This window comes from Mesorhizobium sp. YM1C-6-2 (assembly GCF_003666685.1).
Taxonomy (GTDB): Bacteria; Pseudomonadota; Alphaproteobacteria; order Rhizobiales; family Rhizobiaceae; genus Mesorhizobium_K.
Genome location: NZ_RCIZ01000002.1, coordinates 102,066 through 124,602 on the forward strand (window position 1 = coordinate 102,066; position 22,537 = coordinate 124,602).

Annotated in this window: 21 protein-coding genes; 18 read left to right on the forward strand and 3 right to left on the reverse strand. The window is 65.4% G+C overall.

Annotated features, from left to right (window positions below; all coding sequences use genetic code 11):
• Positions 1 to 38: 38 nt before the first annotated feature.
• The 5 genes from D8676_RS05410 to D8676_RS05430 all read left to right on the forward strand — a co-directional run bounded on the left by D8676_RS05410 (position 39) and on the right by D8676_RS05430 (position 5,323).
• Positions 39 to 1,205 carry a diphosphate--fructose-6-phosphate 1-phosphotransferase gene (locus D8676_RS05410; RefSeq protein ID WP_121579844.1) on the forward strand — a complete coding sequence of 389 codons (1,167 nt, stop codon included), beginning with the start codon at positions 39 to 41 and terminating at the stop codon, positions 1,203 to 1,205.
• Positions 1,206 to 1,232: 27 nt separating this feature from the next.
• Positions 1,233 to 2,078, forward strand: coding sequence for an ion transporter (locus D8676_RS05415; RefSeq protein ID WP_121579845.1), 846 nt, complete (start codon positions 1,233 to 1,235; stop codon positions 2,076 to 2,078).
• Positions 2,079 to 2,179: 101 nt separating this feature from the next.
• On the forward strand, positions 2,180 to 3,466 hold the full coding sequence (gene gabT / locus D8676_RS05420; protein ID WP_121579846.1) for a 4-aminobutyrate--2-oxoglutarate transaminase: 1,287 nt from the start codon (positions 2,180 to 2,182) through the stop codon (positions 3,464 to 3,466).
• A 149-nt stretch (positions 3,467 to 3,615) separates the two neighbouring features.
• Complete coding sequence (locus D8676_RS05425) at positions 3,616 to 4,590, forward strand: nucleoside hydrolase (RefSeq protein ID WP_121579847.1); 975 nt, start codon at positions 3,616 to 3,618, stop codon at positions 4,588 to 4,590.
• 283 nt (positions 4,591 to 4,873) lie between these two features.
• Entirely contained in the window at positions 4,874 to 5,323 is a 450-nt protein-coding gene (locus tag D8676_RS05430; RefSeq protein WP_183096994.1) for a thermonuclease family protein, read from the forward strand.
• Between the two features lie 548 nt (positions 5,324 to 5,871).
• Here D8676_RS05430 and D8676_RS05435 read toward each other — a convergent pair.
• Positions 5,872 to 6,615, reverse strand: coding sequence for a L,D-transpeptidase (locus tag D8676_RS05435; RefSeq protein WP_245426615.1), 744 nt, complete (start codon positions 6,613 to 6,615; stop codon positions 5,872 to 5,874).
• Positions 6,616 to 6,844: 229 nt separating this feature from the next.
• Here D8676_RS05435 and D8676_RS27835 point away from each other — a divergent pair, with 229 nt between their 5' ends.
• The 6 genes from D8676_RS27835 to D8676_RS05460 all read left to right on the forward strand — a co-directional run bounded on the left by D8676_RS27835 (position 6,845) and on the right by D8676_RS05460 (position 11,838).
• Positions 6,845 to 6,967, forward strand: coding sequence for a hypothetical protein (locus tag D8676_RS27835; protein WP_281034272.1), 123 nt, complete (start codon positions 6,845 to 6,847; stop codon positions 6,965 to 6,967).
• A 101-nt stretch (positions 6,968 to 7,068) separates the two neighbouring features.
• The gene (locus D8676_RS05440) at positions 7,069 to 7,815 is read left to right on the forward strand and encodes an MBL fold metallo-hydrolase (RefSeq protein WP_245426617.1); all 747 of its coding nucleotides are present in this window, start codon (positions 7,069 to 7,071) and stop codon (positions 7,813 to 7,815) included.
• 77 nt (positions 7,816 to 7,892) lie between these two features.
• Entirely contained in the window at positions 7,893 to 8,516 is a 624-nt protein-coding gene (locus tag D8676_RS05445; protein ID WP_121579850.1) for a LysE family translocator, read from the forward strand.
• A gap of 179 nt (positions 8,517 to 8,695) precedes the next feature.
• Entirely contained in the window at positions 8,696 to 10,147 is a 1,452-nt protein-coding gene (gene xylB, locus D8676_RS05450; protein ID WP_121579851.1) for a xylulokinase, read from the forward strand.
• Positions 10,147 to 11,457: a xylose isomerase gene (gene xylA / locus D8676_RS05455; protein WP_121579852.1), complete on the forward strand. Its 1,311-nt coding sequence runs from the start codon at positions 10,147 to 10,149 to the stop codon at positions 11,455 to 11,457. The genes xylB and xylA overlap by 1 nt, the downstream gene beginning before the upstream one ends.
• A 129-nt stretch (positions 11,458 to 11,586) precedes the next feature.
• Positions 11,587 to 11,838: a hypothetical protein gene (locus D8676_RS05460; RefSeq protein ID WP_121579853.1), complete on the forward strand. Its 252-nt coding sequence runs from the start codon at positions 11,587 to 11,589 to the stop codon at positions 11,836 to 11,838.
• A 27-nt stretch (positions 11,839 to 11,865) separates the two neighbouring features.
• Here D8676_RS05460 and D8676_RS05465 read toward each other — a convergent pair whose 3' ends face one another.
• Positions 11,866 to 12,846 carry a GlxA family transcriptional regulator gene (locus D8676_RS05465; RefSeq protein WP_121579854.1) on the reverse strand — a complete coding sequence of 327 codons (981 nt, stop codon included), beginning with the start codon at positions 12,844 to 12,846 and terminating at the stop codon, positions 11,866 to 11,868.
• A gap of 71 nt (positions 12,847 to 12,917) precedes the next feature.
• Between D8676_RS05465 and D8676_RS05470 the strand changes: the two genes are divergently transcribed.
• From D8676_RS05470 to D8676_RS05500, 7 genes are all read left to right on the forward strand, one after another.
• Positions 12,918 to 13,835 carry a 3-keto-5-aminohexanoate cleavage protein gene (locus D8676_RS05470; protein ID WP_121579855.1) on the forward strand — a complete coding sequence of 306 codons (918 nt, stop codon included), beginning with the start codon at positions 12,918 to 12,920 and terminating at the stop codon, positions 13,833 to 13,835.
• Positions 13,836 to 13,849: 14 nt separating this feature from the next.
• Positions 13,850 to 15,028, forward strand: coding sequence for a 3-hydroxyacyl-CoA dehydrogenase NAD-binding domain-containing protein (locus D8676_RS05475; RefSeq protein WP_121579856.1), 1,179 nt, complete (start codon positions 13,850 to 13,852; stop codon positions 15,026 to 15,028).
• A 4-nt stretch (positions 15,029 to 15,032) separates the two neighbouring features.
• On the forward strand, positions 15,033 to 16,196 hold the full coding sequence (locus D8676_RS05480; RefSeq protein ID WP_121579857.1) for an acyl-CoA dehydrogenase family protein: 1,164 nt from the start codon (positions 15,033 to 15,035) through the stop codon (positions 16,194 to 16,196).
• On the forward strand, positions 16,193 to 18,349 hold the full coding sequence (locus tag D8676_RS05485; RefSeq protein WP_121579858.1) for an acetate--CoA ligase family protein: 2,157 nt from the start codon (positions 16,193 to 16,195) through the stop codon (positions 18,347 to 18,349). Before D8676_RS05480 ends, D8676_RS05485 begins: the two co-directional genes overlap by 4 nt.
• On the forward strand, positions 18,350 to 19,132 hold the full coding sequence (locus D8676_RS05490) for a carnitinyl-CoA dehydratase (protein WP_121579859.1): 783 nt from the start codon (positions 18,350 to 18,352) through the stop codon (positions 19,130 to 19,132).
• Between the two features lie 243 nt (positions 19,133 to 19,375).
• Positions 19,376 to 20,878 (forward strand): MFS transporter, encoded by a 1,503-nt coding sequence (locus tag D8676_RS05495; protein WP_281034279.1) that lies wholly within the window; start codon positions 19,376 to 19,378, stop codon positions 20,876 to 20,878.
• A 118-nt stretch (positions 20,879 to 20,996) separates the two neighbouring features.
• Positions 20,997 to 21,941, forward strand: a complete 945-nt coding sequence (locus D8676_RS05500; RefSeq protein WP_121580421.1) for a cation diffusion facilitator family transporter — start codon at positions 20,997 to 20,999, stop codon at positions 21,939 to 21,941.
• A gap of 1 nt (position 21,942) precedes the next feature.
• Here D8676_RS05500 and D8676_RS05505 read toward each other — a convergent pair whose 3' ends face one another.
• Positions 21,943 to 22,536 (reverse strand): nucleoside deaminase, encoded by a 594-nt coding sequence (locus D8676_RS05505; RefSeq protein WP_121579861.1) that lies wholly within the window; start codon positions 22,534 to 22,536, stop codon positions 21,943 to 21,945.
• Between the last annotated feature and the right edge of the window lies 1 nt (position 22,537).

Genomic DNA, 22,537 nt, shown 5'->3' on the forward strand with positions numbered 1-22,537 from the left:
TGTGTCCCGCGGGGCAGACCTTCTCGGAGGAGTTTTCGATGGCAGAGACGTTCGTGATCGCGCAGGGCGGTGGCCCCACGGCGGTAATCAACCAGACGGTGGTGGGCGCGACGCTCGAGATCCGCAAGCGCTACCCGAACGCGCGCGTGCTCGGTTCCCGCTACGGCGTGCGCGGCGTGCGCGACGGCGATTTCGTCGTGCTGTCGGACATTTCCGAGCGGGAACTGCGGCTGTTCGGCGGCACGCCGAGCTCCGGCCTCGGCTCCACCCGCGACAAGCCGGATGCCGCCTATTGCGACCTCGTGCTGAAAGGCCTGAAGAAGGTCGATGCGCAGGCCTTCATCTATATCGGGGGCAACGACACGTCGGGCACCCAGCAGATCCTCACCGATGCGTCCGGCGGCTCGATCGCCTTCGTGCATGCGCCCAAGACCATCGACAACGACCTGATGGAGAACGACCACACGCCGGGCTTCATCTCGGCGGCCGAATTCGTCGCCGGCGCCTTCCTCTCCGTCGACCTCGACTTCCGCGCGCTGCCCGGCGTCTATGTGGCGATCGTCATGGGCCGGCATGCCGGCTTCCTCACCGCGGCCTCCGCCGCCTGGCGTCTCGATGAGCAGAGCGGCCCGCATCTGATCTACGTGCCGGAGCGCGCCTTCTCGGTGAAAAGCTTCATCGACGACGTCAAGCGCACGCTCGACAAGCACAAGCGCTGCATCGTCGCCGTCTCGGAAGGCGTGCAGACCGCCGACGGCACCTCGCTGGTCGAAAGCATCGTCGGCCCCGACAAGGTCGAGCGCGACGCGCATGGCAACGTCAAGCTGTCGGGCAGCGACCTCAACCGCGCCTTCGAGACCGCGCTGGCCGAGGGCCTGCCCGGCAAGCGCGCCCGCGTCGACGCGCTCGGCTACATGCCGCGTGGCTATGTCGGAGCGATCAACAGGACGGACAGCCAGGAAGCCTTCGATGCCGGCGTTTACGCGGTCGAGGCGGCAGCGCAGGGCGGCGGCTCGGTGGCGCTGCAGTATGACGGGCAGAAGACGGTGCTGAAGATCGTGCCGCTCTCCCACGTCGCGGCCAAGACCCGCCATATGCCCGACGACTTCATCACCGCCGAGGGCACGGGCCTGACGGCCAAGGGCATGGCCTATCTCGAGCGCCTCGTGCCGAAGAAGTACGACGTCGGCAAGCCGTTCGTGTGAGGCAGGAGCCAGGCGCGAGGTCTGCTCATGAATGCCAGTCATCACGAGCCGAAGACCTGGCGCCGCTGGCTCTACGTCAACCTCCATCCGCCAGCATGGCACAAGCGCGGCCTGTCGCCGCTCAACCGGCTGGTCGCGCTGGCGATCCTCGGCGCGGTCGCGCTTGCCATCCTGCAAAGCGAGCCGCTGGTCTACAGCGGCAATGAGGCACTGTTCCGGGCGCTGGAAATCGCCTTCGCGATCATCTTCCTCGCTGAATACGTCGCCCGGATCTGGATCGCCGGCGAGAACCCGAATTACGGCCCCACGTTTGGCGGCCGGCTTCGTTATGCGCTGACGATCCCGGCGCTCATCGACCTCATCGCGACGGTCACACTCTTCCTGACGCTGTTCGGATCGCACGGCGCCGTGCTACGGCTCGTGCGCCTTGTCCGGATCGTGGCGCTTGCCAAGCTCGGCCGCTACTCATCGGCGCTCAACGCCATCGGGCACGCCATCCATTCGCGCCGCTACGAGCTGACGATGAGCCTGGTCATCGCCGGCATGCTGCTGCTTGTCTCCTCGACCTTCCTTTATCTGGTCGAGGGCGAGGGCCAGCCCGACGACTTCGGCTCCATCCCGCGCGCCATGTGGTGGTCGATCGCCACGCTGACGACGGTGGGTTACGGCGACGCCGTCCCGCAAACCGTCATCGGCAGGATTCTGGCCGGCTTCACCGCCATCACCGGCATCGGCCTCATCGCCATGCCGACCGGCATCCTCGCCGCCGCCTTCAGCGACGCGCTGCAGCGCCAGCGCGAGGAGCGCGAGCACCAGCGCGAGGAACGCCAGCATGAGCGCGAGGAGCAGGCGAGGAAAAGCGAGGACACCTGACAGGCGGGCGGCTGCCTCCCTGATCGGGCTGCGTCTGGCCCAGTTCCGCTCGCCGCTCCGCCCCTATAGGATGGGCCAATTTCCACTGGCAGAGGTGTTTCATGTCCAGCAATTCAGCGCTCCAGGCCCGGCGGACCGCGGCCATTCCACGCGGTGTCGCCACCGCCTACCCGGTCTTCGCCGAACGGGCGGAGGGTTCCGAGCTCTGGGACAAGGACGGCAAGCGCTTCATCGATTTTGCCGGCGGCATCGCCGTGCTCAACACCGGCCACCGTCATCCGAAGGTGATTGCTGCGGTGAAGAAGCAGCTCGACGCCTTCACCCACACTGCCTTCCAGATCGTGCCCTACGAGCCCTATATCGAGCTTTGCGAGCGCCTGAACAAAATTGCGCCCTTCTCCGGCGAGGCGAAGTCGATCCTCTTCTCGACCGGCGCGGAGGCCGTCGAGAACGCGGTCAAGATCGCCCGCGCCGCCACCGGCCGCACCAACGTCATCGCTTTTTCCGGCGCCTTCCACGGCCGCACGCTGATGACGTCGGCGCTGACCGGCAAGGTCGCGCCCTACAAGAAGAAGTTCGGGCCGATGCCGGCGGGCGTCTGGCATGTGCCGTTCCCGGTGCCGCAGTTCGGCGTCTCCGTCGCGGATTCGCTGCGCGCCATCGACTACCTCTTCCGTGCCGATGTCGACCCGGTGAACGTGGCGGCGATCATCATCGAGCCGGTGCAGGGCGAGGGCGGTTTCCATCCGGCGCCGACCGAACTGCTCGAAGGCCTGCGCAGTATCTGCGACCAGCACGGCATCCTGCTCATTGCCGACGAGGTGCAGACCGGCTTCGCGCGCACGGGCAAAATGTTCGGCATCGAGAATTCCGGCGTCGAGCCGGACATGATCACCATCGCGAAATCGCTGGCCGGCGGCTTTCCGCTGTCGGGCGTCGTCGGCAAGGCGTCCGTCATGGACGCACCGGATCCCGGCGGTCTTGGCGGCACCTACGCTGGCAGCCCGATCGCCTGCGCGGCGGCGCTCGCGGTGCTCGACGTCATCGAGGAGGAGAAGCTGATCGAGCGCGCCAACACGCTGGGCGCCCGCATCAAGGGCGAGCTTCAGCGCATGTCGCAGCGCAACGACACGGTCGCCATGGCGGCGATCCGCGGGCCGGGCGCGATGGTCGCCTTCGACGTGGCCAAGGCGCGCGGTGGCGAGGAGCCCGACGCCGACGCCACCAAGCGCGTGACGACCGCAGCACTCGCCGAAGGCCTCGTGCTGCTCTCCTGCGGCGTTCACGCCAACACGATCCGCATCCTGATGCCGCTCACCATCTCCGACGAGCTGCTGACGGAAGGCCTGTCGAAGCTCGAGCGGGCGCTGATCGTCGCGAACGGTTGAAGGCTTTTCTCCGGCCTGCCTGAACGGGCAGAGACTGCCGACCTGCCGATTGAGCGGGTCGGCTCCCGGCCGTTCGGGATGGGAGCCTTGACGGCGCCAGGCGCGGCAGTCTGTAGTCGCGGCAGGCTCGGCCGATAAGGGTGTGTTTCATGGAAAAGATCATCCTGGACTGCGATCCGGGGCACGACGACGCGATCGCTATCCTTTTGGCGGCCGGCAACCCTGCCATCGATCTGCTCGGCATCACCACCGTGTCGGGCAACCACAACGTCGACAACACCACACGCAACGCGCTCTCCACCTGCACCGCCTACGGCATCAAGGTGCCGGTAGCGAAGGGTTCGCCCGGTCCCATGCTCGCCGATCAGGTCCTGGCCGTCGAGATCCATGGCGAGACCGGGCTCGACGGACCGGAGCTGCCGCCCGCCTCGTTCGAGCTCGACAAGCGGCATGCCGTCGATTTCATCATCGACACCGTCATGGCGCATGAGCCGAAGACCGTCACGCTGGTGCCGGTCGGCCCCTACACCAACATCGCGCTCGCCGCCCGCAAGGAGCCGCGCATCGTCAGCCGTGTGAAGAAGGTCGTGGCGATGGGCGGCGCCTATACGCGCGGCAACATCACGCCTGCGGCGGAGTTCAACGTCTATGCGGACGCGGAGGCCGCCGATGTCGTGTTCCGCGCCAACTGGGACGTCACCATGGTGGGGCTGGACCTCACCCACCAGGCGCTGGCTACCCCGGAATTGCAGGACAGGGTGCGCGCCGTCGGCGGCCCGATCGCCAAGTTCATCCTCGACATCTGGGAGTTCATCGACACCACGCATGGCGGCCTGCTGCAGATCCCGTATCCCGCCGTCCACGACGCCTGCTGTGTCGCGGCCATGATCGACCCAAGCGTCTTCACCACCGAAAAGGCCGACATCCGCGTCGAGATCGCCGGCCGCTGGACCAAGGGCATGACCGTCTGCAACTTCGAGAAGATGGGCGGCATGCGCCATTTCGGCGGCACTGCGAACGAGCAGGTCGACTTCCGCCACACGGTCGCGATGAAGCTCGATCATCAGAAATTCTGCGACCTGATCGTCGACGCGCTCGAGCGGCTTACCCGGCAGAAGGGCTGACGCGCTTTCTGCGAGTTGGCCGGCAGCGCTCGCCGAGGCTCTCCTGCGGCGTGCACGCCAACACCATCCATATCCTGATGGCGTTTTCGTGCATTTGCGAGAGGGCTTGTCCGCAAGCCGCAACATGATCAACATTTCCTGATTTGGAAACCGCCGATCAAGTCATCACGCCTCGCATGTTTTGCGTTAAACCCGGATCTCTGATCAGAATAGGTCGGCGGGGTAGCGGGAGGAAGCGGCAATGGCTAGATTCCTTGCTTTCGCGGCGACTGCACTTTCGATTTTGTTCTGCGCTTCGGCAAACGCACAATCCGAAACACCTGGCCCGACCGAACCGGTACACCTCTATCGCGCCAAGGTCGTGGGGGTCGTCAATGGCGATACATTCGTCGCCGACATCGATCTGGGCTTTCATATCAGGATCAACAAACGCCTTCGCCTTCTCGGCATCCATGCGCCCGAACCGGAAGGTGAAAGGTCGACGGCTGGCAAAACCGCCGCCGAATGCTTGCGGAAGCTGATCGACGCCAAGAACATCATCATCAGAACGGCAAAAGGCAGCGACGGCGCTGACCGCGACGTCGACGGTCGCTGGCTCGTCGTTGCCTATCTGGACGGCCTGGAGGTGAATGACTCGATGCTGAGCAAGGCCCAGCTGTGCCGCGTAGTCGACCCCAGACGCGCCGCCACGGCCATGCCGGAACGCGTGCTGGCGACGTGGTCGGACCGCTGACCCGTGGGGTGGAGAGATCACGCGCCGCGCGTCTGTAATAAAAAAATTCGGCGGCGCTTTTTCCACGCGCATTTTGCCTGGCGCATAATGCTCGTCACCGCCCTCGCGGGAACCCTGGTCCGGACCAGGGATCAGGGGAGGGCGGCGGTACCGGTTCGGTCGCGCGGAGGTGGCGCGGCTGGGTGATGAGCCCCGAGGACCGGGCCCTGACCGAGGTCGCGCGGTGAAACGATTCTGCGTCCCCTCCAGGTAGGGCAAGAACGCCGGCGGGGTGCGGGAAACCGGCCACGTATAATATTTGAGAGGCCAGGCCCCGTGCCCGCTTCCCGACTTCTCCCTCCGTGGCAGGGAGCGTTCTTTGACAAAGGCCAGACTGCGAAAGCAGGGCGTGGCGATGATGAAGCGCGCGGGTACCCTCCCCAAAGTCGATCGGGATGGGGTCGCCGATGAAGTGCTCGACCTCGTAGGAACGTCGCGTTGCCGCAACGACCCCACCCGGCTCGCTTCGCTCGCCGACCTCCCCTCGAGGGGGAGGTGGAGCGTCGGCGCTATACCACCAGGACCGGCGTCTTGCCGTTCACGCGGTTGAAAAGATCGATCACGTCCTGGTTGATCATGCGCACGCAGCCGGACGACATCGCCTGGCCGATGGTCCACCATTCGGGCGAACCATGGATGCGGTAGCCGGTGTCCTGGCCGTTCTGGAAGATATAGAGCGCGCGCGCGCCGAGCGGGTTCTTCAGGCCGCCGGGCTGGCCGCTGCGCCATTTCTCCAGCTCCGGCTGGCGCTTGATCATCTCGGCCGGCGGCGTCCAGGTCGGCCATTTCTTGCCGTACTGGATATTGGCGCGGCCGGACCAGGAGAAACCCTCGCGCCCGATGCCGACTCCGTAGCGCAGCGCGTCGCCGCCGGGCTGCACGTAATAGAGGTAGCGCTCCTGCGACCTCACCACGATCGTGCCCGGCGCCTCGCCGGTCGGGTCGACCACCACCTGGCGGCGCCACTGCGGATCGATCTTCTTGAACGGCACCTCGGGCAGCGTGAAGCTCTCGTCGGTGAAGGAGGCGTACATCAGCTCGGGCGAAGTCACCTGCCGGTCGACGCTGATCTTCGGCCTGATAGAGCCGGTCGACATGTCGTCCACCTGGTAGGCCGGGACCTCGAGCGCGGCCATGTCGATGGAGCGCGTGCAGCCCGCGCCGGCGACCAGGGCCGCCGAACCAAGGCCAAGAAGCGCCGTACGGCGCGAAATCGGTTCTCGGGATTCCTGCGATGCGGAAAGCTTGGACACGGGCACTCTTCCACTCGGCTACACACTCGGGCACAGCGCCGGAGCTTCTCGTATTTTAGCGATTCATGGTTGACGAAAAGTGAAAGCCTTGCCCGCCAAGGCGTTGTGCCGTTGCTTTCCCGCAACGCCGGCGCCGCCCGCTGCCGCCGGCACGAAAAGACCATTTCGCCGTCACAATCTCTCCCGAAACGGCGGGCTACTTGCCGCCTGTTAGTGACGAGGGGAAATCATGAGCCAGAAACTGAAGACCGATTTTGCGCTGTTCGCTGCGGCCTTCATTGCCAGCGCCATCGTGCTTGGAGCCGATACCGGTTTTGCGCACATGCTTGGGGCGGTGTTCGGCGCGCATTGACCGCATCCGGCGGGGCGGCCCGTAGGTCCGCTTCGGAGAGCCTTGCCCGGCGGCGCATTTCCTGTCCCTATCCGGCTGACACAGCTTCGAGGAGATCGAGCTTGCAGCCGACAGCATTGCCAGCAGGCCAGTCATGGTTCTCGAAAACGTCGCCAGATTCGACTCTCGGCGTCAGCCTTGCCGCATATACCGAACCGTTCCTGAACGACTACTTCAGGGCGAATTTCTATCACCTCAAGGGCCGCGATCTCGACCTCGTCGTTGATGCCGGCATGGGGCTGGCGCCGCTCGTTCCGCTGCTCGACCTGACACCGGGCAAGCCGGTGCTCGCGGTCGCCACCCACATCCATGCCGACCATGTCGGCTCGCTGCACGAGTTCGCGAACCGCGCCGGCCCGCGCGCCGAGGCCGAGGCCTTCGCGACTATGGAGGACCGCTGGACCTTCGCCGACGAGTTCCGTGCGCTCGCCGAGCCGGTGACGCGGCTGCCTGCCGTTGGCTGGACGGCCGCAGGCTATCGCATCCAGCCGGCGCCGCTGACCCGCATCCTCGACGAAGGCGACAGGATCGATACCGGCGACCGCAGCTTCACCGTGCTCAACCTGCCGGGCCATTCCTTCGGCTGCATCGGCCTTTACGACGAGCGCGAAGGGCTGCTGTTTTCGGGCGACGCCGTCTATGACGACAGCCTGATCGACGACATGTGGTGCTCGGACAGCGAGGACTACCGCGCCACGATGCGCAAGCTGATCGACCTGCCGGTCCGCATCGTTCATGGCGGCCACGGCGGGAGTTTTGGCGACGCGCGTCTGAAGGAGATCGCGCGGGAATATCTCGACAGGCCCTGAAACACAAAAAGATCGAGTGGCTTTACAAACGTCGCCCGCCAAGGATTTATCATGTCCTTTGCGAGAGGACCTCTGCCATGACCATCGAAACCTGGATAGCTTTCATCGCCGCTTCGTCCATACTTTTGATCATCCCGGGACCGACCATACTTTTGGTCGTTTCCTACGCGCTCGGGCAGGGCTGGCGCACCGCGCTGCCGATGGCTGTCGGCGTTGCGCTCGGCGACTTCACCGCCATGACGCTCTCCATGCTCGGCATCGGCGCGCTGCTGGCCGCGTCGGCCACCGTCTTCACGGCCCTCAAATGGATTGGCGCCGGCTATCTCATCTATCTCGGCATCAAACTCTTCCGCGCCGGCGGCACGCTCAGCGCCGAGCCGCGCACGGACGCCGCTTCTTCGGCGAAGATGATGGCGCATGCCTGGCTGGTCACCGCTCTCAACCCCAAGAGCATCACCTTCTTCGTCGCCTTCCTGCCGCAGTTCCTCGACCGCCATGCCGATTTCTGGACGCAGATGGTGATCTTCGAGGCGACCTTCCTGGCGCTCGCCTTCGCCAATGCCTTCGGCTACGCGCTGGTCGCCGCGCGGGCGCGCGACATGGTCCGCAACCCGCGCGCCATCCGCATCTTCAACCGCGCGGGCGGCTCGCTGCTCGTTGGCGCGGGCGTCGCCACGGTGGCGATGCGCTCGGGCAATTGAGGCAGGGAACCGGTTCGGTAGCAGCGCTCAGCTAATTTTTCCGAAACACGAAAAAAATCATGTTCCCGCTGTTGCGCCCCATGCGATTTTGCGCTGTAGGATTTGCGGGGAGGAAGCGCGGCGCCGAAAACCGGTGAACCGCATGACGGCCGATCGGAAAAACGGCCGGGAGGAGAGGCATGTATCTCGGCATCGATCTCGGTACGTCCAGCGTCAAGACGCTGCTCATCGATTCCGCCCAGGCGCTCATCGCTTCGGCGTCCGCCACGGTCGAGCTCTCGCGTCCGCGTCCGGGCTGGTCCGAGCAGGACCCGGCCGACTGGATCGCGGCGACCGAAACGGCGCTCGACGAGCTGAAGGCAAAGCACGGTGCCGAACTCGCCGCGGTGAAGGGCATCGGCCTGTCAGGCCATATGCATGGTGCAACCCTGCTCGACGCCGCCGACAAGGTGCTCCGCCCCTGCATCATGTGGAACGACACGAGAAGCTACGCCGAGGCGGCGAAGCTCGACGCCGATCCGCGTTTCCGCAAGATCACCGGCAACATCGTGTTTCCCGGCTTCACCGCGCCGAAACTCGCCTGGGTGAAGAACAACGAGCCGGCAGTCTTCGGCAAGGTCGCCAAGGTGCTGCTGCCCAAGGACTATCTGCGCCTCTGGCTCACCGGCGAGCACATGTCGGAGATGTCGGATTCCGCCGGCACATCTTGGCTGGATGTTGCGCAGCGCCGCTGGTCGGACGATCTGCTCGCCGCGACCGACCTGTCCGAGAAGCAGATGCCGAAGCTGGTCGAGGGTAGCGACCCGGCCGGAGCCTTGCGCGCCGAACTTGCCTCGAGATGGGGGATGAGTGCCGGCATCCCGGTGGCCGGCGGGGCAGGGGACAATGCGGCCTCGGCCTGCGGCATGGGCACCGTGAAGCCTGGCCACGCCTTCGCCTCCCTCGGCACGTCGGGCGTGCTTTTCGCGGCCAACGGCTCCTACCTGCCCAATCCCGAAAGTGCCGTGCACACCTTTTGCCATGCCCTGCCGGGCACCTGGCACCAGATGGGCGTCATCCTGACGGCGACCGACTCGCTGAACTGGTTGTCGAACATAACAGGGAAAAGCGCCGGCGACCTGACCGGCGAGCTTGGCGACAGTCTGAGGACGCCGACTGGCGTCACCTTCCTGCCCTACCTCTCGGGTGAACGCACGCCGTACAACGACGCGGCGATCCGCGGCTCCTTCACCGGGCTCAGCCATGAGGTCGACCGCGCGACCTTGACGCAGGCCGTGCTCGAAGGCGTCGTTTTTGCCTTTCGCGACTGCCTGGAAGCCCTGCATGTGGCCGGTACCGAACTGTCGCGTGTCACCGCGATCGGCGGCGGCTCGCGTTCGCGCTACTGGCTGAAGTCGCTCGCCACCGCGCTTGGGCTTCCGGTCGACATCCCGGCCGACGGCGATTTCGGCGCGGCCTTCGGCGCCGCGCGCCTCGGCCTCATCGCCGCAGAGAAGGCCGATCCTTTCGCGGTCTGCACCGCGCCCGACACCGAGGAAACGGTCGAGCCCGATACGGAAATGGCCGCTGCCTACTCCGAAGCCTATCGGCGCTACCGCGCGCTCTATCCCGCCATCAGAGGAGTTTCGTGATGCCCACCGGCTTTTTCGGCGACATCAAAAAGATCAAATACGAAGGGCCGGACAGCACCAATCCGCTCGCCTACCGCTTCTACAACAAGGACGAGGTGGTCGCCGGCAAGAGGCTGGAAGACCATCTGCGCTTCGCGATCGCCTATTGGCACTCCTTTGCCTGGCCGGGCGGCGACCCGTTCGGGGGGCAGACCTTCGAACGTCCCTGGTTTGGCGACACGATGGAACTGGCGAAGCTCAAGGCCGACGTCGCCTTCGAGATGTTTTCCCTCCTCGGCGTCCCCTACTACTGCTTCCACGACGCCGACGTCCGCCCGGAAGGCAAGAATTTCACCGAGAGCGCAGCACGGCTCGATGAGATCGCCGACTATTTCGCCAAGAAGCAGAAACAGACCGGCGTCAAGCTCCTCTGGGGCACGGCCAACATGTTCTCGCATCGCCGCTTCATGGCAGGCGCCGCGACGAATCCGGATCCCGACGTCTTCGCCTATGCAGCCGCGACCGTTAAGGCCTGCATGGACGTCACCAAGCGCCTCGGCGGCGAGAACTATGTTCTGTGGGGCGGCCGCGAGGGTTACGAGACGCTGCTCAACACCGACCTCAAGCGCGAGCGCGAGCAGGCCGGCCGCTTCCTGTCGCTGGTCGTCGACTACAAGAAGAAGATCGGCTTCAAGGGCACGATCCTGATCGAACCCAAGCCGCAGGAGCCGACCAAGCACCAGTACGATTACGACGTCGCCACCGTCTACGGCTTCCTCAAGGAGTTCGGGCTGGAGAAGGAGGTCAAGGTCAATATCGAGCAGGGCCACGCGATCCTTGCCGGCCACTCCTTCGAGCACGAGCTGGCGCTCGCCGGCTCGCTCGGCATCTTCGGCTCGATCGACATGAACCGTAACGATTACCAGTCCGGCTGGGATACCGACCAGTTCCCGAACAACGTGCCGGAGATGGCGCTCGCCTACTACTATGTGCTGCAGGCCGGCGGCTTCAAGACGGGCGGCACCAATTTCGACGCCAAGATTCGCCGCCAGTCGATCGATCCGCAGGATCTGCTGGTCGCCCATATCGGCGCGATGGATTGCTGCGCGCGCGGCCTCAAGGCTGCGTCCAGGATGATCGAGGACAAGGCGCTTTCCGGCCCGCTCGAGGAACGCTACGCAGGCTGGCGCTCGACCGAGGGCAGGGCGATGCTGTCGGGCAAGCGTTCGCTGGAAGAGATCGCCGACCGCGTCGTGAAGAAGTCGATCGAACCGCAGCCGAAATCCGGCCGGCAGGAATATCTGGAGAACATCGTCAACCGCTACGTCTGACGTGAATCGCAGCGCGGCAAGGCCTTCCTTCAAGGCAGGCTTTGCCGCAATGCCGGTAATAATAAAACTGTCGTCGGTTCGACACGTCTCTGCCTTCTGGTCGTCATGAACGACGGCTAGATTCGCGGCATGGAAACGAACCGCACCAACCGTACACAGATCCATTCGCAGAGTGGCTTCGAGGCTCAGGTCGGAGCGCTGCTTGATCGTGTCCATGAATCGGCGTCGATCATCGACAGCCTGATGGCCATGCCCCTGCCGGGCGAGAACGATGACGCGCCGGAATGGAATGCGGCGGTGACGCGACGGCTGGAGCGCCGCCTGGCCGACTCGATGCGGGCCATCATCGAGCCGGGCGAGCCGGATCGGCGCAGCGCCTGACGCAATTCCAAGAAGTCGAACCGGCTTTCAACCCTTCCGCAGCGCGGTCGGCGGCTTGCCGAAAGATCGCGCAAACGCCCGGGAGAAGGATGCGGCCGAAGAGAAGCCGGTGCGCGCGGCGATGTCGGTCATCGGAACGCGCGTGTCGACCACGAGCTTGCGCGCGGCGGTGAGGCGCAGACGCAGATAGTATGCCCCGGGCGTCTCGCCGATAGATTTGCGGAAAATGCTTTCCAGCGTGCGCGGGGTGACGCCCGTCCGTTTCGCGATCGCATCGATGCCGAACGGCTGGTCGACATGCGCCTCCATCAGCCTGATCGCCTGCGCCAGCCTGGGATCGTAGCCGTCGAGCCGGCCGAGCGAGACCAAGGGCTGCGCGTCGGTTGCTGCCCGCGACTGGTCGTAGATGAAGACGCTCGCCACATCGAGCGCAGCGGCCATGCCGAGGCGCGAGCGCACGAGATGCAGCATCAGGTCGAAGGTCGGAGAGGCGCCGCCGCTGGTGAAGACCGGACCGTCGATGACGTAGCGGTCGGGCCGGACGTCCGTGCCGGGGAAGGCGGCGGCGAAATCCTCCATGTCCTCCCAGTGCGTGGTCGCCGCGCGGCCTTCCAGCAGCCCCGCCCGCGCCACCAGCCAGGTGCCTGCCTCGATGCCGCCGCAGGCGCGCGCCGACCGGGCAGCGCGGCGTAGCCCCTGCAGGAAGCTCGCGGTGGCGTAGCCCTGGGTGCCGAAGCCTGCGATCACTACGATCACGTCGGTGCTGGCGGCGGGATCGAACCTGCCGCCGACGGCGATGGGAAGTCCGCATGTTGTGATGGCCGGATCGCCGCTCACCGAGACGAGGCGATAGCGGAAAGACTCCCCGCCGGAAATACGATTGGCCGCGCGCAGGGGATCGATGGCGGATGCGACGCACATGATCGACGCGCCCGAAAAGACGAGGAACGTCACGTCGAGCGGTGTTCGTTCCGGCTGGAAGATGCTTGGCTTTGCGGTTTTTGCCATGTTGTCTTCGTAAAACGCGAAACAGAGTTCCGCAAGCCGCGCCAAAATCCCGATCATTAAGGGAGAGATACATGCCGCTAGCCATGAATCGCGAGGTCTTCATCACCTGCGCCGTTACCGGATCGGGTGGCACACAGGACCGCAGCCCGCACGTGCCGCGCTCGCCGAAACAGATCGCGGACTCGGCCATTGCGGCAGCCAAGGCGGGGGCGGCTGTCGTCCATTGCCATGTGCGCGACCCCGAGACCGGCAAGCCGCGCCGCGACGTCTCGCTCTACCGCGAGGTGACCGAGCGCATCCGCGACGCGGATGTCGACGTGGTTCTGAACCTTACGGCCGGCATGGGCGGCGACATGGTGTTCGGCCCGGTGGAGAGCCCGCTGCCGTTGAAGGAGCAGGGCACCGACATGGCAGGCGCGGCCGAGCGCGTGGAGCATGTCAGGCAATGCCTGCCGGAAATCTGCACGCTCGACTGCGGCACGATGAATTTCAACGAAGCCGACTATGTGATGACCAACACACCCGGCATGCTGCGCGCCATGGGTGGTATGATGACCGCGATGGGCGTGAAGCCGGAGATCGAGGCCTTCGACACCGGGCATCTCTGGTTTGCCAAGCAACTCGTCGCCGAAGGCGTGTTGAAGCCGGATGCCCTGGTGCAGCTCTGCATGGGCGTGCCGTGGGGGGCGCCTGACGATCTCAACACCTTCATGGCGATGGTCAACAACGTGCCGCCGGAATGGACCTTTTCGGCCTTCTCGCTCGGCCGCAACCAGATGGCCTATGTCGCTGCCGCGGTGCTTGCCGGCGGCAATGTGCGCGTCGGGCTGGAGGACAATCTCTGGCTGGACAAGGGCGTGCTGGCGACCAACGCGCAGCTCGTCGAGCGTGCCGTCACCATCGTCGAGAATCTCGGCGCGCGGGTGATCGGCCCTGAGGAAGTGCGCAAGAAACTCAATCTCACCAAGCGCGCGCCGCTGGCGGCGTAATCGAGGGCAAAACCATGACCATCACCAAGGCGGCCGCGATCGGCGGCGGCGTGATCGGGGCGGGCTGGGTGGCCCGGCTGCTGCTCAACGGCATCGACGTGTCGATCTACGATCCCGACCCCGAGGCTTCGCGCAAGGTGAGCGAGGTGATGAAGGGAGCTCGCCGCGCTTACAAGAAGATGCTGCCGGACGGGCTGCCCAAGGAAGGCAAGCTGACCTTCGCAAAAACCATCGCCGAGGCGGTGAAGGACGCCGACTTCATCCAGGAAAGCGTTCCCGAACGCCTCGACCTCAAGCACAAGGTGCTGGCCGAGATCGACCTCCACGCGCCGGCCAATTCCATCGTTGGTTCATCCACCTCCGGCATGCTGCCGTCGGACATGCAGGTGGCGATGAAGAAGCATCCCGAGCGGCTGGTGGTCGGCCATCCGTTCAATCCGGTCTACCTGCTGCCACTGGTCGAGATCGTCGCCGGCAAGCAGACTTTTCCGGAGGCGGTCGAGGTCGCCAAGGAGATCTATGCTTCGATCGGCATGAAACCGGTCGTCATCCGCAAGGAGATCGAGGCCTTTGTCGGCGACCGCATCCTGGAGGCCGCCTGGCGCGAGGCGCTGTGGCTGGTGAAGGACGGCATCTGCACCGTCGAGGAACTCGACGACATCATGCGCTATTCCTTCGGCATACGCTGGGCGCAGATGGGCATGTTCCAGGTCTATCGCGTGGCCGGCGGCGAGGCCGGCATGCGCCATTTCATGGCGCAGTTCGGGCCGTGCCTGAAGTGGCCCTGGACCAAGCTGATGGATGTGCCGGAGTTCAACGACGAACTGGTCGACCTGATCGCCACGCAGTCGGACGAGCAGTCGGACAAATGGTCGATCCGCGAGTTGGAAAAGATCCGCGACGACAATCTGGTCGCGATCATGGAAGCGCTCGGCAGGCAGAACAAGGGCAAGGGCTGGGGCGCCGGCGAACTCTACAACGACTATACGAAGCAGCTTTCCGGGCTCGTGGCGAAGAAGGCGAAGCCCACGTCGAAGGCCAAGGCTACCAAGCCGGCCACGAAGGCGAAGGCCGTGAAGCCGGCCGCCAAGGCGAAGGCCGCGAAGCCGGCGAAGAAGGCGGCGGTCAAGGCAGCCCCGAAGGTCGCGTCCAGGAAAGCCGCGCCCAAGAAGGCCAGCCGCAAGAAGGGTTGATCAGATGGATTTCGGCCTCTCGGAAGAACAGAAGCTCATCGTCGAGACCACCCGCGCCTTCGTCGAGAACGAACTCTATCCGCACGAACAGGAGGTCGAGCGCACCGGCGTGCTGCGGCCCGAACTCGTGGACGAGCTGAAGGCGAAGGCGATCGAAGCGGGCCTCTACGCCGCCAACATGCCGGCCGACGTCGGCGGGGCGGGGCTCGATACGGCGACATGGCTCCTCTACGAGAAGGAGCTCGGCCGCGCCAACTATGCGCTGCACTGGACCTGCGTGGCACGCCCGTCCAACATCCTGCTCGCCGGGACGTCGGAGCAGCGCGAGAAGTATCTGTTTCCCTGCATCCGCGGCGAAAAATCCGACTGCCTCGCCATGACCGAGCCTGGCGCCGGCTCCGACCTGCGCGGCATGAAGGCGACGGCGGTGCAGGACGGCGGCGACTGGGTGCTCAACGGCACCAAGCACTTCATCTCACACGCCGACGTTGCCGATTTCGCCATCGTCTTCATGGCGTCGGGTGAGGAGGATAGTCCGCGCGGCAAGCGCAAGAAGATCACCGCCTTCTTCGTCGACAAGGGAACGCCCGGCTTCACCGTGCGCGACGGCTACCGCAACGTCTCGCATCGCGGCTACACCAATTCGGTGCTGGAATTCGACAATTGCCGCCTGCCGGCGAGCCAGATCCTCGGCGAGGTGCACAAGGGTTTCGAGGTCGCCAATTCCTGGCTCGGCGCGACGCGCCTGCAGGTCGGCGCGACGTGTCTGGGCCGCGCCGAACGCGCGCTCGGCCATGCCATCGATTATGCCGCCAGCCGCGAACAGTTCGGCCAGCAGATCGGAAAGTTCCAGGGCGTGTCCTTCAAGCTCGCCGACATGGCGACCGAGCTGAAGGCCGCGGAGCTCATGATCCTCGAAGCCGGCTGGAAATACGACCAGGGCACGGTGACCGACCAGGACATGGCGATGGCCAAGCTTAAGGCCACCGAGATGCTCGCCTTCGTCGCCGACGAAGCGATCCAGATCCATGGCGGCATGGGCCTGATGGACGACCTGCCGCTGGAGCGCATCTGGCGCGACGCCCGCGTCGAGCGCATCTGGGAGGGAACCAGCGAAATCCAACGCCATATCATTTCGCGCGCGCTGCTGAGGGCCGTCGGGGGATGAGCCGCCTGGACCGTCTGCTGCGGCCGAAATCGGTCGCCGTTGTGGGCGGCGGCTTCTTCGCGCCCAATGTCGTGAAGCAGTGCCTGAAGATGGAATTCGCCGGCGGCATCTGGCCGGTGCATCCGTCGAAGGACGAGGTCGCGGGCGTCAAGGCCTATCGTTCGCTGGCCGATCTGCCATCCGCGCCCGACGCCACCTTCATCGGCGTCAACCGCAACCTCACCATCGACATCGTGCGCGAGCTGCGGGAGCTGGGCGCCGGCGGCGCGATCTGCTTCGCAGCCGGTTTTCGCGAAACGGGCAGCTACGACGCCGACGGCGAGCGCCTGCAGCAGGCGCTGGTCGAGGCGGCCGGCGACATGCCGGTTATCGGGCCCAACTGCTACGGCCTGATCAATTATGCCGACGGCGCGCTGCTGTGGCCCGACCAGCATGGCGGACGGCGCCTGAAGGAAGGCGAGGGCGGCGCCGCGATCATCACGCAGTCGTCCAACATCGCCTGCAACCTCACCATGCAGACGCGGGGCCTGCCGCTCGCCTACATGATGACGGCCGGCAACCAGGCGCAGACCGGGCTCTCCGAAATGGCGCTCGGGCTAATCGAGGATCCGCGTGTCTCGTGCCTTGGCCTGCACATTGAGGGTTTTGACTCGGTCGCCGGCTTCGAGCGGCTGGCGGCGCGGGCGCGCGAGCTGAAAAAGCCGATCGTGGCGATGAAGGTCGGCCGCTCCGAACAGGCGCGCGCGGCCACGGTTTCGCATACCGCTTCGCTCGCCGGTTCGGATGCGGCGTCGGACGCTTTTCTCAAGCGTCTTGGAATACCTCGCGTGGACACCATCCCGGCCTTTCTGGAGACGCTGAAGCTCTTCCACGCGGTCGGGCCGCTGGACAGCTACACGCTGTCGTCGATGAGCTGCTCGGGCGGCGAGGCATCGGTGATGGCCGACACGGCGGAAGGCCGCCGCGTCCATTTCCCGAAGCTTGCGCAAGAACACCGTGCGCGTGTGCAGGAAACGCTCGGGCCGCTGGTCGCGGTCGCCAACCCGCTCGACTACAACACCTACATCTGGGCCAACGAGCCGGCGATGACCGCCACTTTCAGCGCCATGGCATCAGGCGGATTCGGCCTCAACATGCTGGTGCTGGATTTCCCGCGCACCGACCGCTGCTCCGACGCCGACTGGTGGTTCACCGTCAACGCCTTCGAGGCAGCGCTGAAGGCTAACGGCGCCAAGGGCGCGGTCGTTGCCTCGATGGGCGAGAACCTGCCCGAAAACCACGCGGAAGAGCTGCTCAGGCGCGGCATCGTGCCGATCCTCGGTATCGCCGAGGCGTTGGACGCGGCGGCGGCGGCGGCGTTCGTGGGGGAGATGTGGAAGCGCGACACTACTCCCTTGAGAGGAGGATCGCTCGGCGGGGCCGAGCGGGGTGGGGTCGCTCCGCCAGTACGCGACGCTGCTGAGGTGCCTTCTGAGGCTACTCCCTCCGCCTGCTCAAGCGGGAAAGAAATCTTCCCGGACGAAGCCTCGGCCAAGGCCATGCTGGCTGCAGCAGGCCTGTCCGTGCCGCCCGGCCGCCGTGCCGCCAGCGTGGCGGAGGCGGTGATAGCGGCCAACGAGCTCGGCTATCCGGTTGCGCTGAAGGCGCTTGGCGTGGCGCACAAGTCGGAAGCCGGCGCGGTCAAGCTCAACCTGAGGGACGAGGCGTCGGTGCGCGCCGCCGCCGAACAGCTGGCCGGCCTCGGAAGCGGCCTCTATGTCGAGCGCATGGTCGAAGGCGGCATCGCCGAACTCATCGTGGGCATCACGCACGATCCTTTGTTCGGGCCGGTGATGACACTGGGCACCGGCGGCGTGCTGGTCGAACTCTTGAAGGACAGCGCCACGCTGCTCCTGCCGGCTGCGCGCGAGGAGGTGGAGGCCGCCTTGCGCGGGCTGAAACTTTTCCCGCTGCTCGACGGGTTCCGCGGACGGCCGAAGGCCGATCTCGCCGCTGCCATCGATGCGGTGCTCGAGATTTCCGGCTTCGCGCTCGCCAATGCCGATACACTGACCGAGCTCGACGTCAATCCGCTCATCGTCTGCGCCGAAGGCAAGGGCGCCTGGGCCGCGGACGCGCTGCTCGTCACAAGAAAAACAGCTCCGGAGGCATAGATGACCGACGTGATCACCACGCGCCGCGAGGGCGGCATCCTCGAAGTCACGCTCGACCGGCCCAAGGCGAACGCCATCGATTTGAAGACATCGCGGCTGATGGGCGAGACCTTCAAGGCCTTCCGTGACGATCCGGAGCTGCGCGTCGGCATAGTCAAGACTGCCGGCGACAAGTTCTTCTGCGCCGGCTGGGACCTCAAGGCGGCAGCCGCCGGCGACGCGGTCGACGGCGACTACGGTGTCGGCGGCTTCGCCGGCCTGCAGGAACTGCGCGACATGAACAAGCCGGTGATCGCCTGCGTCAACGGCATGGCGGTGGGCGGCGGCTTCGAGCTGGCGCTGTCCTGCGACATGATCATCGCATCCGATCATTCGAGCTTTGCGCTGCCGGAAATCCGCGCCGGCACACTGGCCGACGCCGCGACGGTCAAGCTGCCGAAACGCATTCCCTATCACGTCGCCATGGACCTGCTGCTCACCGGCCGCTGGATGGATGTCGCAGAGGCGCATCGCTGGGGCCTGGTCAACGAGGTGCTGCCCAAGGAAAAGCTCGAGGAGCGCGTCTGGGAGCTTGCCCGGCTACTGGCCTCCGGCCCGCCGCTGGTCTTCGCCGCGATCAAGGAGGTGGCGCGGGAGGCCGAAGGCATGACCTTCCAGGATGCGATGAACCGCATCACCAAGCGCCAGTTCCGCACCGTCGACGTCCTCTACGGCTCGGAGGACAATCTCGAAGGCTTCAAGGCCTTTGCCGAGAAGCGCGATCCCGTCTGGAAGGGCCGCTAGTCTAGAGCCAGCCTCTGCGCTCCTGACAGAAGGCTGTCATGACGTTCTGCTATTGCTCCCAGTCCGTCCATTGCGGTTTTCAGCCGCGGACGCGATCTGCCGTGAAGTGACGAATGTTATGTCGGCTGCGAAGCCGGACATTCGTCCTCGATACGAAGAGGAGCGACACATGGACATGCGGGACACACTGCCCAAGGCACACCGCGCAAGGCAAGCCGCCGCGAGTGGATCGGACTCGCGGTCATCGCGCTGCCCTGCCTGCTCTATTCGATGGACCTCACGGTGCTGAATCTCGCGGTGCCGGCGATCACCGCCGACCTCAATCCGAGCGCCACGGAGCTTCTCTGGATCGTCGACATATACGGCTTCATGATCGCCGGCGCGCTGATCACCATGGGCACGCTCGGCGATCGCATCGGCCGGCGCAAGCTCCTGATGATCGGTGCCTTCGCCTTCGGCCTTGCCTCGATTCTCGCCGCTTTCGCCAACAGCGCCGGGATGCTGATCGTCGCTCGGGCCTTGCTCGGCCTGTCGGCTGCGACGCTCGCACCGTCGACCCTGTCGCTGATCTCAAACATGTTCCCGGACCCGAAGGAGCGTACTTTCGCCATCGGTGTCTGGATCTCCAGCTTCTCGGCCGGCGGCGCCATCGGGCCGGTGATCGGCGGGATCCTGCTGACGTGGTTCTGGTGGGGCTCCGTCTTCCTGATCGCGGTGCCGGTGATGATCCTGCTGTTGGCGGTGGCCCCACGCCTGCTGCCCGAATATCGCGACGAGAATGCGGGCCGGATCGACCTCGTCAGCGCTGCGTTGTCGCTCGCTGCCGTGCTCGCCACGATCTACGGCATCAAGCATGCGGCATCCTCTGCGTTCGACGCCGAGGCGATGGTTGCGATCCTGGCGGGCCTCGCCGTCGGCATCGTCTTCGCGCGGCGGCAGCGGCGGCTGGCCGAGCCGCTGATCGATCTGAAGCTGTTCAGGTCGCTGAAATTCTCGGCGTCGCTCGGCATCAACGTGCTTGGCTTCTTCGCCGCCTTCGGCATCTTTCTGCTCACGGCGCAATATCTGCAGCTTGTTCTCGGTCTGTCGCCGCTGGCGGCGGGGCTGTGGAGCGCGCCGTCCTCGATCGGCTTCATCGCGGGCTCGCTCCTGGCGCCAAGACTGCTCGGCAGCATGCGGCCTGCCTATGTCATGGCGGGCGGCTATGCGGTCACGGCGGCAAGCTTTCTGCTGATGGCGCAGGCGGCGTCGATGGGCTCGCTCTATCTGCTGGTGACGAGCTATATCATCATGTCGTTCGGCCTGGCGCCGATCTTCACCCTTTCCACCGACCTCATCATCGGCACGGTGCCGCCGGAGCGGGCGGGAACGGCCGCGGGGCTTGCCGAAACGAGTTCGGAATTCGGCGGTGCGCTCGGCATCGCCATCCTCGGCAGCATCGTGACCGCGCTCTATGCCAGCGGCATGGCGGCCTTCGACGGCGGCGGACTGAGCCGGGAGGCGCTGGTCGCCGCGCGCGAGACGATCGGCGGCGCCGTGGATCAGGCGGCGAATATCGGCGGAGTGGCCGGCGATCTGCTGCTTGCCGAGACGCGCGAAGCCTATGCCAGTGCATTTCACGCGGTAACGCTGGTTTGCGCGGCCGTCTCGCTGCTCGCCGGCCTGGTGGCGCTGCTCGTCCTCGGGCGCATCAAGCCCGACGCCGAGGAGAAATGCGAGGAAAGCAGTGTAGAGGCGGCCGCCTAGCCGGCTCTACGCGCCATGCGCGGCACGGCGGCTGCGGACGTTGCAGGAATGGATGAACCTCCCGTAGGCTGTGGATGCGAGCGCCCGGCGCTCTATCTTCGCCGTCGAGGAGGCGGGCATGGCGGCACATTCAGGCTCCAGGACGGTCATCTATGCGGCGCTGGTGGGCAATACGCTGATCGCCCTTACCAAGTTCGTGGCGGCCTGGTTCACCGGCAGTTCTGCGATGCTGTCGGAGGGCGTCCATTCGGTCGTCGACACCGGCAACGGGCTGTTGTTGCTCTATGGTCTGCACCGCGCCTCCCGCCCGGCGGACCTCTCGCACCCCTTTGGTCACGGCAGGGAGCTCTATTTCTGGAGCTTCATCGTCGCGCTTCTGGTTTTCGCTCTCGGTTCCGGCATCGCCTTCTACGAAGGCGTCATGCACATCATGGAGCCGGAGCCCGCGACCGACCCGATGGTCGCCTATGTCGTGCTCGGTCTATCGATGCTGTTCGAGGGGTATTCGTGGCGCGTGGCGCTGAAGGAGTTCCGTACCGTCAAGGGCAAGTTGAGCTATGTCGCGGCGGTCAGGCGGAGCAAGGATCCCAGCGTCTATACCGTGCTCTTCGAGGACAGCGCCGCCCTGCTAGGCTTGGCGATCGCCTTTCTGGGCATTCTTGGCGCGCAGGTGCTCGGCATCCCGGAGCTCGACGGTCTCGCTTCGATCGGCATATCGCTCATCCTTGGCGCGACCGCGATATTCCTGGCGATGGAGAGCAAGGGACTGCTGATGGGCGAGGAGGCGCTGCCCGAAGTGCAGCAGGCCATCCGGTCGATCATCGAGCGGGATCGGGACGTGGTGAAGCTCAACGGGCTCATCACAATTCATCTCGGTCCCGATCAGATCGTCGTCGCGCTCAGCCTGGAGTTTCGCGACGAAATGACCGTGCCGGAGGTGGAGGCCTGCATTGCGCGGCTCGAGGCTGCCTTGCGCACGGAACGCAACGACATCACCGGGCTGTTCGTCAAACCGCAGACGGCGCGGGCCTGGCAGGAGCGCCGCGCGCGGCTTTCGAGCTGACTCAGTTCAGCGGGATGTCGTTGCCCGCCTTGCCCGACTGGTAGGTCTCCGAGAGACGATCGTAGGTCGCCGCGATCTTGCCGATGCGGGCCTCCAGCCGCGACCGCTCGACTTCCGGCAACTCGCGAACGAGCTTCCGGATCGAATAGCTTTTCCAATAGGCGTTCTCGGACCGGTAGCCGCCGGGATCGAGCGTGAAGACCTCCTTCAGGATGCGGAGATCGTGCGGGATGGCGAAGCTGTCGCGCGAATCCTCGTGGCTGAAGAGGTAGTAGAAATTGTCGAAGCCGGTCCAGGTGATCGCCGACAGGCAGAGCGAGCATGGCTCGTGGGTTGTGAGGAAGATCGCATCCTTGGTGTCGACGCGCTCGGCCTTGGGCATTTCGTAGAAGCGCTTCAGGCAATGCATCTCGCCGTGCCAGAGCGGATTCTCCGTCTCGTTGTTGGTCTCGGCCAGAACCAGCGAGCGGTCGTCCTTTTGCAGGATCGCCGCGCCGAACAGCTTGTTGCCTCCGTCCACGCCGCCAGCCGTCTTCGGAACGATGTCGTGCTCGATCACGTCGAGCAACCGGTCGATGAGGGAGATGTCTGTCATG

Excerpts from the sequence above, each read along its gene's own strand:
- D8676_RS05410 (WP_121579844.1), top strand. The coding sequence starts at position 39 with ATGGCAGAGACGTTCGTGATCGCGCAGGGCGGTGGCCCCACGGCGGTA.
- D8676_RS05415 (WP_121579845.1), top strand. The coding sequence starts at position 1,233 with ATGAATGCCAGTCATCACGAGCCGAAGACCTGGCGCCGCTGGCTCTAC.
- gabT (WP_121579846.1), top strand. The coding sequence starts at position 2,180 with ATGTCCAGCAATTCAGCGCTCCAGGCCCGGCGGACCGCGGCCATTCCA.
- D8676_RS05425 (WP_121579847.1), top strand. The coding sequence starts at position 3,616 with ATGGAAAAGATCATCCTGGACTGCGATCCGGGGCACGACGACGCGATC.
- D8676_RS27835 (WP_281034272.1), top strand. The coding sequence starts at position 6,845 with ATGAGCCAGAAACTGAAGACCGATTTTGCGCTGTTCGCTGCGGCCTTC.
- D8676_RS05445 (WP_121579850.1), top strand. The coding sequence starts at position 7,893 with ATGACCATCGAAACCTGGATAGCTTTCATCGCCGCTTCGTCCATACTT.
- xylB (WP_121579851.1), top strand. The coding sequence starts at position 8,696 with ATGTATCTCGGCATCGATCTCGGTACGTCCAGCGTCAAGACGCTGCTC.
- xylA (WP_121579852.1), top strand. The coding sequence starts at position 10,147 with ATGCCCACCGGCTTTTTCGGCGACATCAAAAAGATCAAATACGAAGGG.
- D8676_RS05460 (WP_121579853.1), top strand. The coding sequence starts at position 11,587 with ATGGAAACGAACCGCACCAACCGTACACAGATCCATTCGCAGAGTGGC.
- D8676_RS05465 (WP_121579854.1), bottom strand. The coding sequence starts at position 12,846 with ATGGCAAAAACCGCAAAGCCAAGCATCTTCCAGCCGGAACGAACACCG.
- D8676_RS05470 (WP_121579855.1), top strand. The coding sequence starts at position 12,918 with ATGCCGCTAGCCATGAATCGCGAGGTCTTCATCACCTGCGCCGTTACC.
- D8676_RS05475 (WP_121579856.1), top strand. The coding sequence starts at position 13,850 with ATGACCATCACCAAGGCGGCCGCGATCGGCGGCGGCGTGATCGGGGCG.
- D8676_RS05480 (WP_121579857.1), top strand. The coding sequence starts at position 15,033 with ATGGATTTCGGCCTCTCGGAAGAACAGAAGCTCATCGTCGAGACCACC.
- D8676_RS05485 (WP_121579858.1), top strand. The coding sequence starts at position 16,193 with ATGAGCCGCCTGGACCGTCTGCTGCGGCCGAAATCGGTCGCCGTTGTG.
- D8676_RS05490 (WP_121579859.1), top strand. The coding sequence starts at position 18,350 with ATGACCGACGTGATCACCACGCGCCGCGAGGGCGGCATCCTCGAAGTC.
- D8676_RS05500 (WP_121580421.1), top strand. The coding sequence starts at position 20,997 with ATGGCGGCACATTCAGGCTCCAGGACGGTCATCTATGCGGCGCTGGTG.
- D8676_RS05505 (WP_121579861.1), bottom strand. The coding sequence starts at position 22,536 with ATGACAGACATCTCCCTCATCGACCGGTTGCTCGACGTGATCGAGCAC.